The following is a 14,263-nucleotide window of genomic DNA, read 5'->3' as shown; positions in this document are numbered from 1 at the left end:
GTGTATATCAACCCTTACGGGGCCGATCCGGTCACCCTGGCCGCCGACCTGGCCAATCGCCGCCCCCGCACCACCCGCGAACTGGTGGACCGCTGTCGCGAGGCGGGGGTGACCATCGACCGGAGCGCCTCGGACGCGGACCTGGACGAGGTCGACGCCTTCCTGGACGCGTGGCTCGTCGTCGTCGACACCACTGCGCCGCACGGGCGCGCCGACGCCCTCAACGCCCTCCTGGCCGAGCACTCGGCACCGCCGCGCCTGACCGACCACGACGGCCACTGGCACGTGCACTACCGCGCCGACGACGTCTCCTTCGCCCGCCTGCTCACCGCCATGTTCGCAGTGGGCACCGCACTCCACCTGACCTCGCGGGGCATCGACCGGCTCGCGCGGTGCGCCGCCGACGACTGCGACGCCGTCTTCGCCGACACCACCCGCAACGGACGCAAGACCTACTGCTCGACGCGGTGCACCAACCGGTGCGCCGTCCGCCGACACCGCGCGCGGGAGTGAGTCACGCGCACGGTGTCGGGGTCTACTTCTTGTCCGCGCTCGAATCCGCCGACAGCGCTGCGACGAAGGCCTCCTGCGGCACGTCCACCCGCCCGATGGACTTCATCCGCTTCTTGCCCTCCTTCTGCTTCTCCAGCAGCTTGCGCTTACGGCTGATGTCGCCGCCGTAGCACTTGGAGAGCACGTCCTTGCGGATCGCGCGGATGTTCTCGCGGGAGATGATCTTCGCGCCGATCGCCGCCTGGATCGGCACCTCGTACTGCTGACGCGGGATGAGCTCCTTGAGCTTGCCCGTCATCTTGTTGCCGTAGGCCTGGGCGTAGTCGCGGTGCACGATCGCGCTGAACGCGTCCACGGCCTCGCCCTGCAGCAGGATGTCGACCTTGACCAGATCGGAGACCTGCTCGCCGGCCTCCTCGTAGTCCATCGACGCGTAACCCTTGGTGTGGGACTTGAGCGAGTCGAAGAAGTCGAAGATGATCTCGCCCATCGGCATGACGTACCGCAGCTCGACACGGGTCTCGGACAGGTAGTCCATGCCCTTCATCTCGCCGCGCTTGGACTGGCACAGCTCCATGACCGTGCCCACGTACTCGCTGGGGACGATGATCGTGCACTTGACGATCGGTTCGTAGATCTCGCGGTGCTTGCCCTCGGGCCAGTACGACGGGTTGGTGACCTGGTGCTCGGAGCCGTCCTCGGCGACCACGCGGTACACCACGTTCGGCGCGGTGGAGATGAGGTCCAGGTTGAACTCGCGCTCCAACCGGTCCCGGGTGATCTCCATGTGCAGCAGCCCGAGGAAGCCGCAGCGGAAGCCGAACCCGAGCGCGACCGACGTCTCCGGCTCGTAGTCCAGCGAGGCGTCGTTGAGCTGGAGCTTGTCGAGCGCGTCACGCAGGACCGGGTAGTCGGACCCATCGATCGGGTACAGCCCGGAGAAGACCATCGGGTTGGGCTCGGCGTACCCCGCGAGCGGCTCCTCCGCCCCGCCGCGGGCGGTGGTAATGGTGTCGCCGACCTTGGACTGGCGGACGTCCTTGACGCCGGTGATGAGATAACCGACCTCGCCGGGCCCGAGCCCCTTCGTGGCCTTGGGCTCCGGCGAGATGATGCCGACCTCGAGCGCCTCGTGGGTGCTGCCCGTGGACATCATCCTGACCTTCTCGCGCGGGTTGAGCGAGCCGTCGAACACCCGGACGTAGGTGACGACACCGCGGTAGGTGTCGTACACCGAGTCGAAGATCATCGCGCGGGCCGGGGCGTCCGGATCGCCCACGGGCGCGGGGACCTTCTCGCACACCTTGTCCAGCAGCGCCTCGACGCCCATGCCCGTCTTGCCGGAGACCCGCAGCACGTCGTCCGGCTCGCACCCGACGATGTGGGAGATCTCCTCCGCGAACCGGTCCGGATCCGCCGCCGGCAGGTCGATCTTGTTGAGCACCGGGATGATCTCGAGGTCGTTCTCCATGGCCAGGTAGAGGTTGGCCAGAGTCTGGGCCTCGATGCCCTGCGCGGCGTCGACCAACAGGATCGCACCCTCGCACGCCTCGAGCGCGCGGGAGACCTCGTAGGTGAAGTCCACGTGGCCCGGGGTGTCGATCATGTGCAGGACGATCTCCTCGCCCTGGTGGGGGCCGGACCGCGGCACCCACGGCAGGCGGACGTTCTGCGCCTTGATGGTGATGCCGCGCTCGCGCTCGATGTCCATCCGGTCGAGGTACTGGGCGCGCATGAGCCGCTCCTCGACCACGCCGGTGAGTTGCAGCATGCGGTCGGCGAGCGTCGACTTGCCGTGGTCGATGTGGGCGATGATGCAGAAGTTCCTGATCCTGGCGGGATCGGTGAACGTCGTCTCTGCGAAGTTGGGAATCTCGATCACTCCTCGGGCGGGCCCGGGCGTGGCTGGGTGCGGTCCGACCGGGCGATCACCCCATTGTCACACGCCCGCGCCGGGAACTCCCATCACGTACCGCCCTGTGGGGACGGCGTCCACCGTGCCGTCGTCGAGGAACCGTCCGGTCGAGGCGGTCATGGCCTCGATGTTGGCCGCCATGCGCGCGTCGTCACCGCCGGCGTCGAAGAACACCCCGAGGTCCGTCGCGGCCTCGATGGGGAAGACCTCCTCCACGATCCCGTCGACCACCGGGGCGTCGGCGGTCAACGCGCGGACCACCACGTGCTGGGTGTAGGCGGTGGTGGACTGGGTGTCGATCGCGACCTGTGTGTGCTCCTCGAGCCAGGTGCGCAGCCACTCCTCCCGGCCGATGCGCTCCGGCCGCCGCAGGAACGCCAGGTTGGCCATCCCCTCGCACCGACCGTCCGGCCCCGGTCCGGCCGCGGGCAGCGGCTCGGAGGCGGTGACCGACCAGGCCGACACCGGCCCCAGCCCGCGCAGTGCCTCCAGCAGGTCGGCGCACGCGGAAGCCGAGGCGACCGGCACGCGGGAGCGCAGCGCCGCCAGCACCGGCCGCGGCGTGACCCGGACGTCGATCATCGCGCCCGCGACCGCCTCGTCGCGCACGTTGAGCAGGTACTCCTCCACCCCGAGGGCGGCCAGCGGCCCATCGACGGCGTCCGCGATCCGTGCCCGCAGGCCCGCGGCGTCCGCAGGATCCACCGGGGCGTCGTCGTCCGCCCACACCACTGCCAACAGCATGTCCATGTCGAGATCATAGGGCGGTTACGCTGACGCTCATGGCTATCGACTGGGCCCGGGTGGGTCGAACGGCGGTCCGCGTGGGCCGCAGGTACGGACCGACCGTCGCACGCGAGGTACGTAGGCGGCTGGACGACCGTGGGGTCTCCCCTGCCCTGTCCCCGGAGGTCGGTGGCGGGGGACGGCCCGCCACCACCGGCACCGCCCCCACCTCGAGCCGGGCCCGCCGGATCGCCTACGCCCCTGACCTCGACGGCCACGCCGACCCCGGCGAGATCGTCTGGACCTGGGTCGAGTTCGAGGAGAACGACGGCCGCGGCAAGGACCGCCCGGTCCTGGTGGTGGGGCGCGACGGGGACCGCCTGCTCGGCCTCCAGCTCTCGTCCCAGGACTCCAGGGACGACGACGAGGGGTGGCTCGGGCTCGGATCGGGCCCCTGGGACCCCGAGGGCCGACCGAGCTGGGTGCGCCTCGACCGGGTGCTGGACGTTCCCGAACAGGGCATCCGCCGCGAGGGCGCGATCTGCCCGCGGCCGAGGTTCGAGGCTGTCGCCGAGCGGCTCCGCGCGGACTACGGCTGGCGCTGAGCACGAGCGGCCCTCCGGGCCCGGGGATCAACGGAGGCGTCGTCGCACGTTTTGGCCGGTGACACCCCCGCTGGTAAAGTGGGCCGTCGGTGTCCACCGGAGCACGTTGTGCACGTGTCCGCGCGGACGAGACGACAAGACATCCGATCGGCGGGATCCCCTCGTGGAGCCGTCGACACACGACAAAAAGGTGTGACGAGTGGCCAACATCAAGTCCCAGATCAAGCGGAACCTCACCAACGAGCGCAACCGCCTCCGCAACCAGTCGACCAAGTCGGGCCTGCGTACCGCCATCCGCAGCCTGCGTGAGGCCACCGCGGCCGGTGACAAGGAGAAGGCCGGCGCCCTGCTCGTCGCCACCTCCCGTCAGCTCGACAAGGCCGCCAGCAAGGGTGTCATCCACCCGAACCAGGCCGCCAACAAGAAGTCGGCGCTCACCAAGGCTGTCAACAGCCTCTGAGCACCCCGGTCCCTCCCCTGACCGGGAGGCACCCAGCCCCACGTCTGCTCGCCTGACGTGACGAGGCTCCGAGGGCCCACCCCGCACCACGTGCGTGAGGTGGGCCCTCGTCGTATGGGTGGCTATCGTGTGTGGGGCCGGCGTGTGCGTGGCCGGCGTGTCCCCGATTCGGGTCCGCTCACGTCCCCGCTGTGCGGGCCCGGTCAGCCGGCGGACGCGAGCGTTCCGACCGCGCGGACGGCGCGCTCGAGGGCGAAGGACGTGTCCTCCGCCCCGCCCTTGACCTCGCCGTTGAGGGTCGCGACGACCTGCAGCGCGCTGCCCAGGGTCTCGATGGACCAGTACCGGGTCTGGGCGGTGACCTTCTTGACCTTCCACGGCGGCAGGCCCTGCCGGGCCAGGTCGGCCGACGGCACGCCCCGCTGGGTACCGACCAGGGCGATGGAGTTCACCGCGTCGGCCAGGGCATCCGCGAGCACGACGTGCGGGACGCCGGTGTGCATGGCCCACTCGAGTGCCTCGATCGCGCCGGCCACATCCCCCGTGACCGCGCGTTCGGCCACGGTGAACCCGCTGACCCCCACGACCCCCGAGTGGTAGCGCCGCACCGCCTCCACGTCGACCTTGCCGCCGGTGTCGGCCACGAGCTGACCGCACGCCGACGCCAACTGCCGCAGGTCCGTGCCCACCGCCTCCACCAGGGCCTCGCAGGCCTCGGGCGCGACCCTCACGTCGAGTGTCCGGAACTCGGACCGGACGAAGCCGACCACGTCCATGTGCCGGGTGAGCTTGCCGGCCGCATGTTCCTCGGCCCCCGCCTTGCGCAGGTCCGCCACCAGGGCCTTGGCGCGGCCGCCACCGGTGTGCTGGACGACCAGAACCGTCTCGGGGGGCAGATCACGGGCCGCGCCGAGCACCGCGGACTGGGCGTCCTTGCCCAGCTCCGCCGCGCCGGTGATCACCACGATGCGGGCCTCGCCGAACAAGGACGGCGAGAGCAGTTCGAACAACTGCGGGGCGGTGACCTCGGGCCCACCGAGCCTCGAGACCACCGGCGGGTCCTGCCCGGCCGGGGTCGTCGCACGCACCGTCGAGACGACGCCCGTGGTGGCGCGTTCGGTGAGGAACTCGTCCTCGCCCAACACCAGGTGCAACACAGCCGGTGCGGACCCCGATGCCATCTGCGCTCCTCGTCGTCGTCTTCGTCGTCGTCTATCCCAGTCATCGTGCCACGCCGCGCCGACAGGCCCGCACCACCACCGCGCCCCGACCGGTCGACCCCGCCCGCTCCCCGACGTATTTTCGGGGCCACGAGCCAGTCCGACCGAGCGACGCCGACGCGGAGCGCCACCATGCGCGGTGTCCGAGGATCGAAGGGAATGACATGAGCGAGAACCAAGACGCCGACACCGAGACGACCGACCAGCTGACGTTCCAGAACCCGGCGACTCGCTACCCCTCCATCGAACCGCCGGTCCAGCACCAGGACGAGCCGGGACTCGACGCGCGGCTCGAACCCAAGGCGGACCTCGGCGAGCACTCCTACCGCGGCACCGGCCGGCTCACCGGCCGCAGGGCGCTCATCACCGGCGGCGACTCGGGCATCGGGGCCGCGGTGGCGATCGCCTTCGCCCGCGAGGGCGCCGACGTGGCCATCCACCACCTGCCCGACGAGGAACCCGACGCCCGTGCCGTCGCCGAGATCATCGAACGCGAGGGCCGCACCGCCGCGCTCATCCCCGGCGACCTCACCGACCGCGCGTTCTGCGAGAGCCTCGCCGACACCGCCGTCAAGCGGCTCGGAGGCCTCGACATCCTCGTCAACAACGCCGGCAAGCAGGTCGTCGCACCCGCGCTCGAGGACCTGCCCGACGAGCAGCTCACCGACACCTTCGAGGTCAACATCGTGGGGATGTTCCGGGTGACCAGGGCCGCGTTGCGCCATCTGGAGCCCGGGTCCACGATCATCAACACGACCTCCGTGGTCGCCTACATGGCGCCGCCGAACCTGCTGGACTACGCGTCCACCAAGGCCGCGATCAACAACTTCACCAAGGGGCTGGCCCAGCAGCTCGCCCCCAAGGGCATCCGGGTGAACGCCGTGGCACCCGGCCCCATCTGGACACCTCTACAGGTGTCGGACGGGCAACCCAAGGACGAGCTGCCCGAGTTCGGGCACTCCACCCCGCTCGGCCGTGCCGGGCAGCCCACCGAGTTGGCACCCGCCTACGTGTTCCTCGCCTCGCCCGAGTCCAGCTACGTGATCGGCGAGACGCTCGCGGTGACCGGCGGCATGCCGACGCCCTAGCCGTCGGGGGATACTGGTGGCGTGAGTCCGCTGCTCGAGGTCGTGAGCCGTCGGCCCCGGGACGGTGGGCCCGGTACCGGCCTCGACGCGACCGTGCCCCGATGACCGGCCTCGTCCTGGCCGCGGGCGCCGGCAGACGGTTCGGCGGCCCCAAGGCCCTCGTCGACTTCCGCGGTGTCCGCCTGGTGGACCGCGCGGTGGGCCTTCTCCGCGCGGGCGGATGCGACCGCGTGCTGGTGGTTAGTGGCGCGGTCGAGCTGGAGGTGCCCGGCGCCGAGGTGGTGCACAACCCGGACTGGGACACCGGCATGGGCTCCTCCCTGCGCGTCGGGCTCACCGCGGTCGGGGACGAGGACGTGGTGGTGGTCCCCGTCGACATGCCGTGGCTGGGACCGGAGTCGGTCCGCCGGGTCCTCGCCGCCGAGGCGTCACTGGCGGTCGCCACCTACGGCGGGACCCGTGCGCACCCGGTCCTCCTCGGTGCGCCACACCTCCCCGGGATCATCGCCACGGCGGCCGGAGACGCGGGCGCCCGCCACTACCTGCGGGCACACCCCCACCTCGTGACCGATGTGCCGTGCGACGACACCGGGTCACCGCGCGACATCGACCACCCCGGCGACCTGGATGCCCCCGACGGCCCACCCCGGGACGGTTGAGCGGCCGGTGGGTGCGACCATGACCGGCCGGGGCCCGTCCGGTGGGAGCACCCCGCCTGGTGCGCTTACGCTCGACGATCCGGGACCATCCCACCGCGGGCAGCCCGACCGCGACTCGAGAGGACGCACACGTGACGACGACCCGGGCCGAGGCCACCGATCCCCACGAGGTGGCGCACCACGTGTTCGGCTGGGACGACCTGCGTCCGCTGCAGGCCGAGGCGATCGAGGCGGCGGTGGGTGGTCGCGACGTGCTGGCGGTGCTGCCCACCGGCTACGGCAAATCGGCCATCTACCAGCTCGCCGGGATCATGGCGGACGGGCCGTGTGTGGTGGTCTCTCCGCTCATCGCGTTGCAGAGCGATCAGTGCGAGGGCCTGAATTCGGTCGCGGACTCCGCGCCCACCCGGTCGCTGGCGATCAACTCCTCGATGGGTGCACGCCAGCAGGCCGAGGCCTGGGACGAGGTCGTCGCCGGTCGCGTCCACTTCGTGTTCCTCACCCCCGAGCAGCTGGCCAAACGCGAGGTCCTCGACCGGCTGCGTGAGGCCGGGCCGAGCTTCCTCGTGGTCGACGAGGCGCACTGCGTCTCCGCCTGGGGCCACGACTTCCGCCCCGACTACCTGCGGCTGGACGCCGCCCGCCACCGGATGGGGTCACCCACCGTCATCGCGCTCACCGCCACCGCCTCGACCCCGGTCCGCGAGGAGATCGTCGACCGACTCGCCATGACCGACGCCCTGGTGCTGGCCGGCGGGTTCGACCGGTCGGAACTGCACCTCGCGGTGAGAAGGCACGTCGAGGACGACGGCAAGAAGGACGCGGTCGTGGACCGGGCCGTCGAACTCGCCGGCCCCGGCCTGGTCTACACCGCCACCCGCCGCTCCACCGAGGAGTACGCCGAGCGGATCGCTTCACGAGCGGCCGACTCGGATCGCCCACTGAGGGTCCGTGCCTACCACGCCGGGCAGAAGTCGGCCGACCGTGAGGAGACGCTGGGCTCCTTCCTCGACGGTGACCTCGACGTGGTGGTGGCGACGAGCGCGTTCGGGATGGGGATCGACAAGGAGGACGTGCGGTTCGTCCTGCACGCCGACATCCCCGACTCGGTCGACACGTACTACCAGGAGGCGGGACGGGCCGGACGCGACCGCGAGCCGGCGACGATCGAACTCCACTACCGCAGCGAGGACCTCGGCCTGCGCAGCTTCTTCTCGTCGCACAGTGCCGACGAGGAGGTCATCCGCGCGGTCATCAAGCACCTGCGTCGCGCCGACGGCCCGGTACGGCTGAGCCGGTTGAAGAAGTCCCTCGACTTCGGCCCGAGGCGTGTCACGGGCGCGGTCAACCTGCTCGAGGCGGCGGCCCTCGTTGAGTCCGGTCGGAAGGGACTGGAACTCGTCGAGGACGTGCGGCCGAAGGAGGCGGTCCGCCGGGCCGAGGAGACCTCGGAGATGTTCGAGCGGATCGATCGCTCGCGGATCGGGATGATGCGCGGATACGCCGAGACCGACGGATGCCGCCGCCAGTTCCTGCTCGGCTACTTCGGCGAGGAGCTCGCGGACCCGTGCGGGAACTGCGATAACTGCGACGCCGGCACCGCGGTCGACCTCACCCACGACGCGGCGGACTTCCCCCTGCAGTCCGCGGTCGTGCACCGCGAGTGGGGATCCGGGATCGTCATGAGCGTCGACGACGACCGGCTCACCGTGTTCTTCGAAGAACAGGGCTACCGGACGCTGTCGCTCGACCTGGTGCGCGACCAGGAGCTTCTCACCCGGGCATGACGGGTGGCGAGCCCGGCAGCCCGGCAGCGATTCCGGCGACGGTCTCGAGCCACCACAGTGCGGGCGCGCAGGCCGCGGCGAGCAGGACCGCACCGCCCTCCCACACCGGACCGAGCGCGGCCGCCGCCGTACCGAGCACGGTGACCAACGGAACGGCCGGGGCGACGGCGATGTTCGCGGGCATGGCCCACGGCCCCTGGCCCAGCCCCGAGGCCACGAGCACCGGAAGCGTCGCCAGGTGGGCGACGACGCAGACCGCCAGGATGTCGGCGACCGGCCCGGGCATCCACGGTCGACGGATCCGCTGGGCCACCGGCCTCGCCGCCAGAACGAGAGCGGCGGTCGCGGTGACGGATAGGACGAAGCCCGTCCCGGTGGCGGTGGCGGGATCCAGGAGGGCGACGACGAGGACCACCGCCGCCAGGGCGGCCAGCGGGCGACCGGTGCGGTGGGCGCCCAGCGCCGCCAGACCGATGGCCCCGGTGCCGGCGGCCCGCAGAACCGCCGGCTCCGGGCCGACCACGGCCACGAACCCGGCCAGGGCGAGTCCTGCCGCCACGATCCGCCCGCGCCGCCCCACCCCGAGGGCCGCCGCGGCGAGCAGGACCGCCCCCACGACGTAGGTGGTGTTGGCGCCCGAGACCGCGACGAGATGCGCCAGCCCCGCCGCCCGGAACTCGTCCCGGGTCCGGGCGGAGACCCCTCCCTCGTCGCCCAGGACGAAGGAGGGGAGCAGCCCCGCGGCCTCTCCCTCGAGCGCGCGGCCGGAGACCTGCCGGAGCCGCTCCCGCACCGCCGCCGGGATCCGTCCGGACCATCCGGGTGGGCCCGTCACGCGGGGCGGGGACAGCGCCCGGAGTGCGGGTGGTTCTCCCGCGGATCGCGGCTCCACCACTGCCACCGATGCCTCCACCCGGGTTCCCGGCGGGAGCCCCCGCCAGCCGTCGCGGGCCAGCAGCACCACGTCGAGTTCGGCCTCGCGCGCCGAGCTCCCCGACCCGGTGGACTCCACCCGGACCGGCACCATCACCCCGCCGCCGCGGATCGGCCGGTCGAAACCGGTCACCACCGCCTGTACCCCTGTCCGCGCGCCCACCAGTTCGGTCAGCGGGTGCGCGGACAGGGCGTGCACCCGCGCGGCCTGCACCCCCGCCGCGACCGCGCCCGTCGCGCACACCACCGCGAGGACGCCCAGCGCGGCGCGGTCGAGTCGCTCACGCACCCCGTGCCCGGAACCGGTCGACCCGCCGACGGACCACAGCGCGGCGAACACCGCGGCCGCCGCCAACACCACCGCGACGGCGGCGGCGAGAGCCGGGCGGACCACGCCCGTCGCGGCCGTGGCCGCGAACACCGCGAGCGTCGGCACGACCAGCCGCAGATCCCGCGCCGCAGGAATCCGGCGCCGTGACGAGTCGACCGGGTCGCTCACACCGTGACCAGCGGCCGGAGCCGTGCCAGGGTCGCCGGCCCGATACCGTCGACCTCCACCAGCTGATCGACGCTGGTAAACGACCCGTTCGCGGCCCGCCACGCCAGGATCGACGACGCGGTCACCGGCCCCACGCCGGGCAACGACTCGAGTGCCGCCGCGTCGGCGGCGTTGAGATCGACCAGACCCCCACCTCCTCCCGGATCCGGTGGGCCGCCCGCTGGCGCGCCGGTCCCCGCCGTTCCCGGCCCCGCACCAGAACCCGGCCCCGGGCCGGGGCCCGGTCCGATGATGTCGCTGCGCGGGCCTCCCGACCCGTCCGGGCCGGGGGCCGACCCGACGAGGATCTGTTCGCCGTCGGAGACCTTACGCGCCAGGTTGAGCCCGTCCCGGTCCCCGCCCTCCAGGACACCCCCCGCGCTGTCGAGCGCGTCGGCGACCCGCGCGCCGGGCGCGAGGGTGACCAGTCCGCTGCGGCCGACCAGCCCCACGACGGAGACGACGAGCGGTTCCCCGGCGGGAACCGGTTCCCCGCCCACCGACCCCGGGGACGGCGGGGCGGGCCGGAGCGCGGCGCCCCCCTCGTCAGTGGCCGCGTCGGCGGGATCGGCGACAGGCTCCCCCACCTGCGCCAACGGGAGGTCGGGCACCGCAGGCCCCTCGGGGACGGACGAGATCAGACGGTGCACGGAGAACGCGCCGAGACCCAGCACGAGCATCACCAGGGCGATCCCGGCGAGCCGGTCGGGCGCCCACCGGATGCGACCCCACCACGGCGGGTCGGCCCAGGCGGTCGCATCCGGGTACTGCGGCGGGATCCGCTCCGGCCGGTCACCCGCGGGGTCGAGGTCGGCCCACGGCACCGCGGCCAGCCGGCCGGGCTCACCACCGGTTGCCGGAGGGGCGTCGCCCGGGGCCGGACGATGATCGACCGCGGCAGGACGGTCGGCGTCCGGTGGCGAGAGTGCGCTGGCGAGTCGGTGCAGGGCGGCCGCCCGCGCAGGGTCCCGGTGGGAGTCGACGGGGCCGCCGGATCGTGCCGGGGTCTCGGTTCGCATGGCGCGAAGCTAGCCCGGCACATCCTCCGCGGTGGCCCCGATCGCGGCCGTCAGTCCGCCGGCTGTGGAGAGGGGGGAAGGATGGGGAATTCGGTGTCGACCAGGTCCGTCACCGAGACACCCACTGTTCCCGGCCCCAGGTGCCATGCGAGGACCTCGTCGAATTCGACGATCATGACCCGCTCCGGAAACTGGGTCTCCTTGCGGATCTCGGTGGCCATCTCCTCGGCCCGCTCGCGCGCCTGGTGGTGGTGGACCACCACCAGCACGTCACCGCGCGCCACGTCGTCGCGCAGCAGGGACCGCAGCCGCGCATGCGCCTTGGTGGTGGTGCGGGCCTTGGCCGCCAGGTCCACCGATCCATTGCGTAACACGATCACCGGGCGCATGGCCAGGGCACTACCGAAGAGCGCGGCGAGCGCACTGATCCGGCCGCCTCTGCGCAGGTTCTCGAGTGACTCCAGTGCGGCGTACGTAGAGGCGCCCCGGCAGAGTCGCTCGGCCAGTTCGTAGGTCGCGGACAGGCCGAGCCCGTTCCCCGCCGCCCACGCGCACTGCGCGACGGCGGCCCCGAACGCCATGCCCGCTCCGCGGGAGTCCGAGACCAGGACCCGGCCCCCGAACCTGGTCGCGGCGTCGGCCGCCGACTGCCACGTTCGCGAGAGCTCGCGGGACAGGTGCACCGACACCACGCCGGTGCAGTCGGGATCCGCGAGCAGTTCTCCGTAGATCTCCGCCAATTCGTCGGGCGTGACCGCGGCCGTGGACACCGCGCGGTCGTTCTCCTCCACGACGTGCAGACCCACCACCGTGATGCCGAACCCGCGGACCCACTCGGCCGGCAGGTCGGCACTCGAGTCGGTGACCAGGCGGATCGTCATGACGAGCCCACCGGAGGCGTGATGCCGGCGTTCCACTGGTCCAGGCGCCACAGAACACCTCGGGCGGCCTCGCTGGTGGGGCCGACCTCGGACTCGGGAGGCTGCGCGGCCGTGCCCTCGGGGCGGACGTGCGCCGACAGCTGCACCCAGCAGGTGTTGCCCAGTCCGTTGAACACCGAGTACTGCTCCACCGGCAGCTCGAGCAGCGACGCGGTCAGGGCCGCGATCGCGCCGCCGTGGGCGACGATCACGGCGGGGTGCTCGCTCCAATCCGGCGACGACTCGACCAGCTCGTCGACGACCTCTCGGGTCCGCCGCGCCACGTCCAGACGGCTCTCGCCCTCCGGCGGGGACCACCGCGGGCTGCTGCGCCACCGGACCCGGGCGTCGGGCCACTGCCCGTCGACCTCCGAGTGGCTCATGCCCTGCCACGTGCCCAGGTGCGTCTCCCGCAGCCGCGGGTCGGTGCGGACGTCCAATCCCACCTCGGTGGCCAACGCCTTCGCCGTCTCGTGCGCCCGCTGCAGGTCCGAGGACAGGATCGTCCACGGGCGACGCGGCGCCAGCACACGGCCCACGGCGTGGGCCTGCCGCACACCCAGCTCACTGAGCTCGGTGTCCAGCTGTCCCTGCATCCGCAACGAGGCGTTGTAGTGCGTCTGGCCGTGACGCAGGAGGATGAGACGTCGGGTCACCGGGTGGTTCAGAGCTCCTGATCCCGCTGTGGCTCCTCCGGCGCGAGCGAGTCGTCGGCGTTGCCGGCGTCGTCAGCGGACCGTCGCGACGTCTCGACGCCCTCGATCTCGACGACCGGGCAGTCCTTCCACAGGCGGTCGAGCGAGTAGTAGTCACGCTCGTCGACGTGCTGGACGTGCACGACCAGCTCGTTGTAGTCGAGCAGTGCCCACCGCCCCTCACGGGTGCCCTCGCGACGCAGCGGCTTGCGGCCGGCCTCGCGCAGCTTGTCCTCGATCTCGTCGACGACGGAGTTGACCTGCCGCTCCGTGTCGGCGGACGCCAGGACGAAACAGTCGGTGATGATGAGCTGGCCGGAGACGTCGATGACGACGATGTCGGTCGCCAGTTTGTCGTCGGCGGCGCGGGCCGCGATGGCGGCCATCTCAAGGGCCTCGGGGCTTGCGGTCACTGGGAATTCTCCTCGGGGTGGGGATCGGTGGGGACGGGCACCCGGTGTACCGGGGCCGTCGCTGCGGGGGTGCCGTCCAGGCGGGTCGAGCCCTCGGGCCGGTAGAGATTGCGTTTCGCGATGTACTGCACGACACCGTCCGGCACGAGATACCACACGGGCGCGTCCTCGGCCGCCCGGCGGCGGCACTCCGTGGACGAGATGGCCAGCGCAGGGATCTCGAGCAAGTAGACGCGCCCGTCCCTGATCTCGGCGAGGTGTGTGTCGGACAGTTCGAACCCGGGCCGGGAGACCCCGACGAACGTGGCGAAGTCGAACATCTCCTCCCACCCGCGCCACGTGAGGATCTTCTCCAGCGCATCGGCGCCCGTGATGAAGTACAGATCGGTGTCCGGGTGCTGGCGCAGCAGGTCCTTGAGCGTGTCGAGCGTGTAGGTCGGCCCGTCGCGGTCGATGTCGACGCGGCTGACCGAGAAGCGCGGGTTGGAGGCCGTGGCGATGACCGTCATCAGGTAGCGGTCCTCGGCCGGTGACACCGCCCGGCCCCGTTTCTGCCACGGCTCGCCGGTGGGGACGAACACCACGTCGTCGAGACCGAACCGGTGGGCGACCTCGCTGGCCGCGACGAGGTGACCGTGATGGATGGGGTCGAAGGTCCCGCCCATCACTCCGATGCGGCGCCGAGCGCCGTCGGAGGTCCCCGTCGTGGTCATGGTCGGTGAGTCTATCGGTCGGGGGTGACGCCCAGTCGTCTGCCGCGCCCCGTCGCCGC

At 72.0% G+C, this 14,263-nt stretch carries 15 protein-coding genes; 6 read left to right on the top strand and 9 right to left on the bottom strand.

What is annotated here, in order from left to right:
• A complete protein-coding gene (locus AB5G72_RS06195) occupies positions 1–513 on the top strand; it encodes a CGNR zinc finger domain-containing protein (protein ID WP_440221250.1) in 513 nt (170 codons plus the stop codon).
• A 22-nt stretch (positions 514–535) separates the two neighbouring features.
• Here AB5G72_RS06195 and lepA read toward each other — a convergent pair whose 3' ends face one another.
• Positions 536–2,395 carry a translation elongation factor 4 gene (lepA, locus tag AB5G72_RS06190; RefSeq protein WP_440221249.1) on the bottom strand — a complete coding sequence of 620 codons (1,860 nt, stop codon included), beginning with the start codon at positions 2,393–2,395 and terminating at the stop codon, positions 536–538.
• Positions 2,396–2,452: 57 nt separating this feature from the next.
• A complete protein-coding gene (locus AB5G72_RS06185) occupies positions 2,453–3,178 on the bottom strand; it encodes a hypothetical protein (RefSeq protein WP_440221248.1) in 726 nt (241 codons plus the stop codon).
• Positions 3,179–3,210: 32 nt separating this feature from the next.
• Between AB5G72_RS06185 and AB5G72_RS06180 the strand changes: the two genes are divergently transcribed.
• Complete coding sequence (locus tag AB5G72_RS06180; protein ID WP_440221247.1) at positions 3,211–3,759, top strand: type II toxin-antitoxin system PemK/MazF family toxin; 549 nt, start codon at positions 3,211–3,213, stop codon at positions 3,757–3,759.
• A gap of 199 nt (positions 3,760–3,958) precedes the next feature.
• Positions 3,959–4,219 carry a 30S ribosomal protein S20 gene (rpsT, locus tag AB5G72_RS06175; RefSeq protein ID WP_067719663.1) on the top strand — a complete coding sequence of 87 codons (261 nt, stop codon included), beginning with the start codon at positions 3,959–3,961 and terminating at the stop codon, positions 4,217–4,219.
• A gap of 203 nt (positions 4,220–4,422) precedes the next feature.
• Here rpsT and holA read toward each other — a convergent pair whose 3' ends face one another.
• Positions 4,423–5,400, bottom strand: a complete 978-nt coding sequence (gene holA, locus AB5G72_RS06170; RefSeq protein WP_440221246.1) for a DNA polymerase III subunit delta — start codon at positions 5,398–5,400, stop codon at positions 4,423–4,425.
• Between the two features lie 203 nt (positions 5,401–5,603).
• On the opposite strand from holA, the gene AB5G72_RS06165 reads away from it, so the two are divergent.
• The 3 genes from AB5G72_RS06165 to AB5G72_RS06155 all read left to right on the top strand — a co-directional run bounded on the left by AB5G72_RS06165 (position 5,604) and on the right by AB5G72_RS06155 (position 8,973).
• The gene (locus AB5G72_RS06165; protein ID WP_067719668.1) at positions 5,604–6,527 is read left to right on the top strand and encodes an SDR family oxidoreductase; all 924 of its coding nucleotides are present in this window, start codon (positions 5,604–5,606) and stop codon (positions 6,525–6,527) included.
• Positions 6,528–6,628: 101 nt separating this feature from the next.
• Positions 6,629–7,186 carry a nucleotidyltransferase family protein gene (locus tag AB5G72_RS06160; protein ID WP_396467388.1) on the top strand — a complete coding sequence of 186 codons (558 nt, stop codon included), beginning with the start codon at positions 6,629–6,631 and terminating at the stop codon, positions 7,184–7,186.
• Positions 7,187–7,317: 131 nt separating this feature from the next.
• On the top strand, positions 7,318–8,973 hold the full coding sequence (locus tag AB5G72_RS06155) for a RecQ family ATP-dependent DNA helicase (RefSeq protein ID WP_440221245.1): 1,656 nt from the start codon (positions 7,318–7,320) through the stop codon (positions 8,971–8,973).
• Here the strand turns inward: AB5G72_RS06155 and AB5G72_RS06150 are convergent.
• Genes AB5G72_RS06150 through nadD form a run of 6 tightly spaced genes read right to left on the bottom strand, consistent with a single transcriptional unit; the run spans position 8,960 to position 14,204 of the window.
• The gene (locus AB5G72_RS06150; RefSeq protein WP_440221244.1) at positions 8,960–10,405 is read right to left on the bottom strand and encodes a ComEC/Rec2 family competence protein; all 1,446 of its coding nucleotides are present in this window, start codon (positions 10,403–10,405) and stop codon (positions 8,960–8,962) included. The two genes, AB5G72_RS06155 and AB5G72_RS06150, sit on opposite strands and share 14 nt — an antisense overlap.
• Positions 10,402–11,463 carry a helix-hairpin-helix domain-containing protein gene (locus tag AB5G72_RS06145; RefSeq protein WP_440221243.1) on the bottom strand — a complete coding sequence of 354 codons (1,062 nt, stop codon included), beginning with the start codon at positions 11,461–11,463 and terminating at the stop codon, positions 10,402–10,404. Before AB5G72_RS06145 ends, AB5G72_RS06150 begins: the two co-directional genes overlap by 4 nt.
• A 50-nt stretch (positions 11,464–11,513) precedes the next feature.
• Positions 11,514–12,344, bottom strand: coding sequence for a DegV family protein (locus AB5G72_RS06140; protein ID WP_096907294.1), 831 nt, complete (start codon positions 12,342–12,344; stop codon positions 11,514–11,516).
• The gene (locus AB5G72_RS06135) at positions 12,341–13,039 is read right to left on the bottom strand and encodes a histidine phosphatase family protein (protein WP_440221242.1); all 699 of its coding nucleotides are present in this window, start codon (positions 13,037–13,039) and stop codon (positions 12,341–12,343) included. The genes AB5G72_RS06140 and AB5G72_RS06135 overlap by 4 nt, the downstream gene beginning before the upstream one ends.
• 8 nt (positions 13,040–13,047) lie before the next feature.
• On the bottom strand, positions 13,048–13,491 hold the full coding sequence (gene rsfS / locus AB5G72_RS06130; protein ID WP_440221241.1) for a ribosome silencing factor: 444 nt from the start codon (positions 13,489–13,491) through the stop codon (positions 13,048–13,050).
• On the bottom strand, positions 13,488–14,204 hold the full coding sequence (nadD, locus tag AB5G72_RS06125; RefSeq protein WP_096905766.1) for a nicotinate-nucleotide adenylyltransferase: 717 nt from the start codon (positions 14,202–14,204) through the stop codon (positions 13,488–13,490). The genes rsfS and nadD overlap by 4 nt, the downstream gene beginning before the upstream one ends.
• Positions 14,205–14,263: the final 59 nt, after the last annotated feature.

The sequence above is a fragment of the Dietzia sp. MNB45 genome (assembly GCF_051994785.1).
Classification (GTDB): Bacteria; Actinomycetota; Actinomycetes; order Mycobacteriales; family Mycobacteriaceae; genus Dietzia; species Dietzia kunjamensis.
The sequence above is the reverse complement of the archived record's forward strand: the minus strand, read 5'-3'. Positions and strand labels throughout refer to the sequence as shown.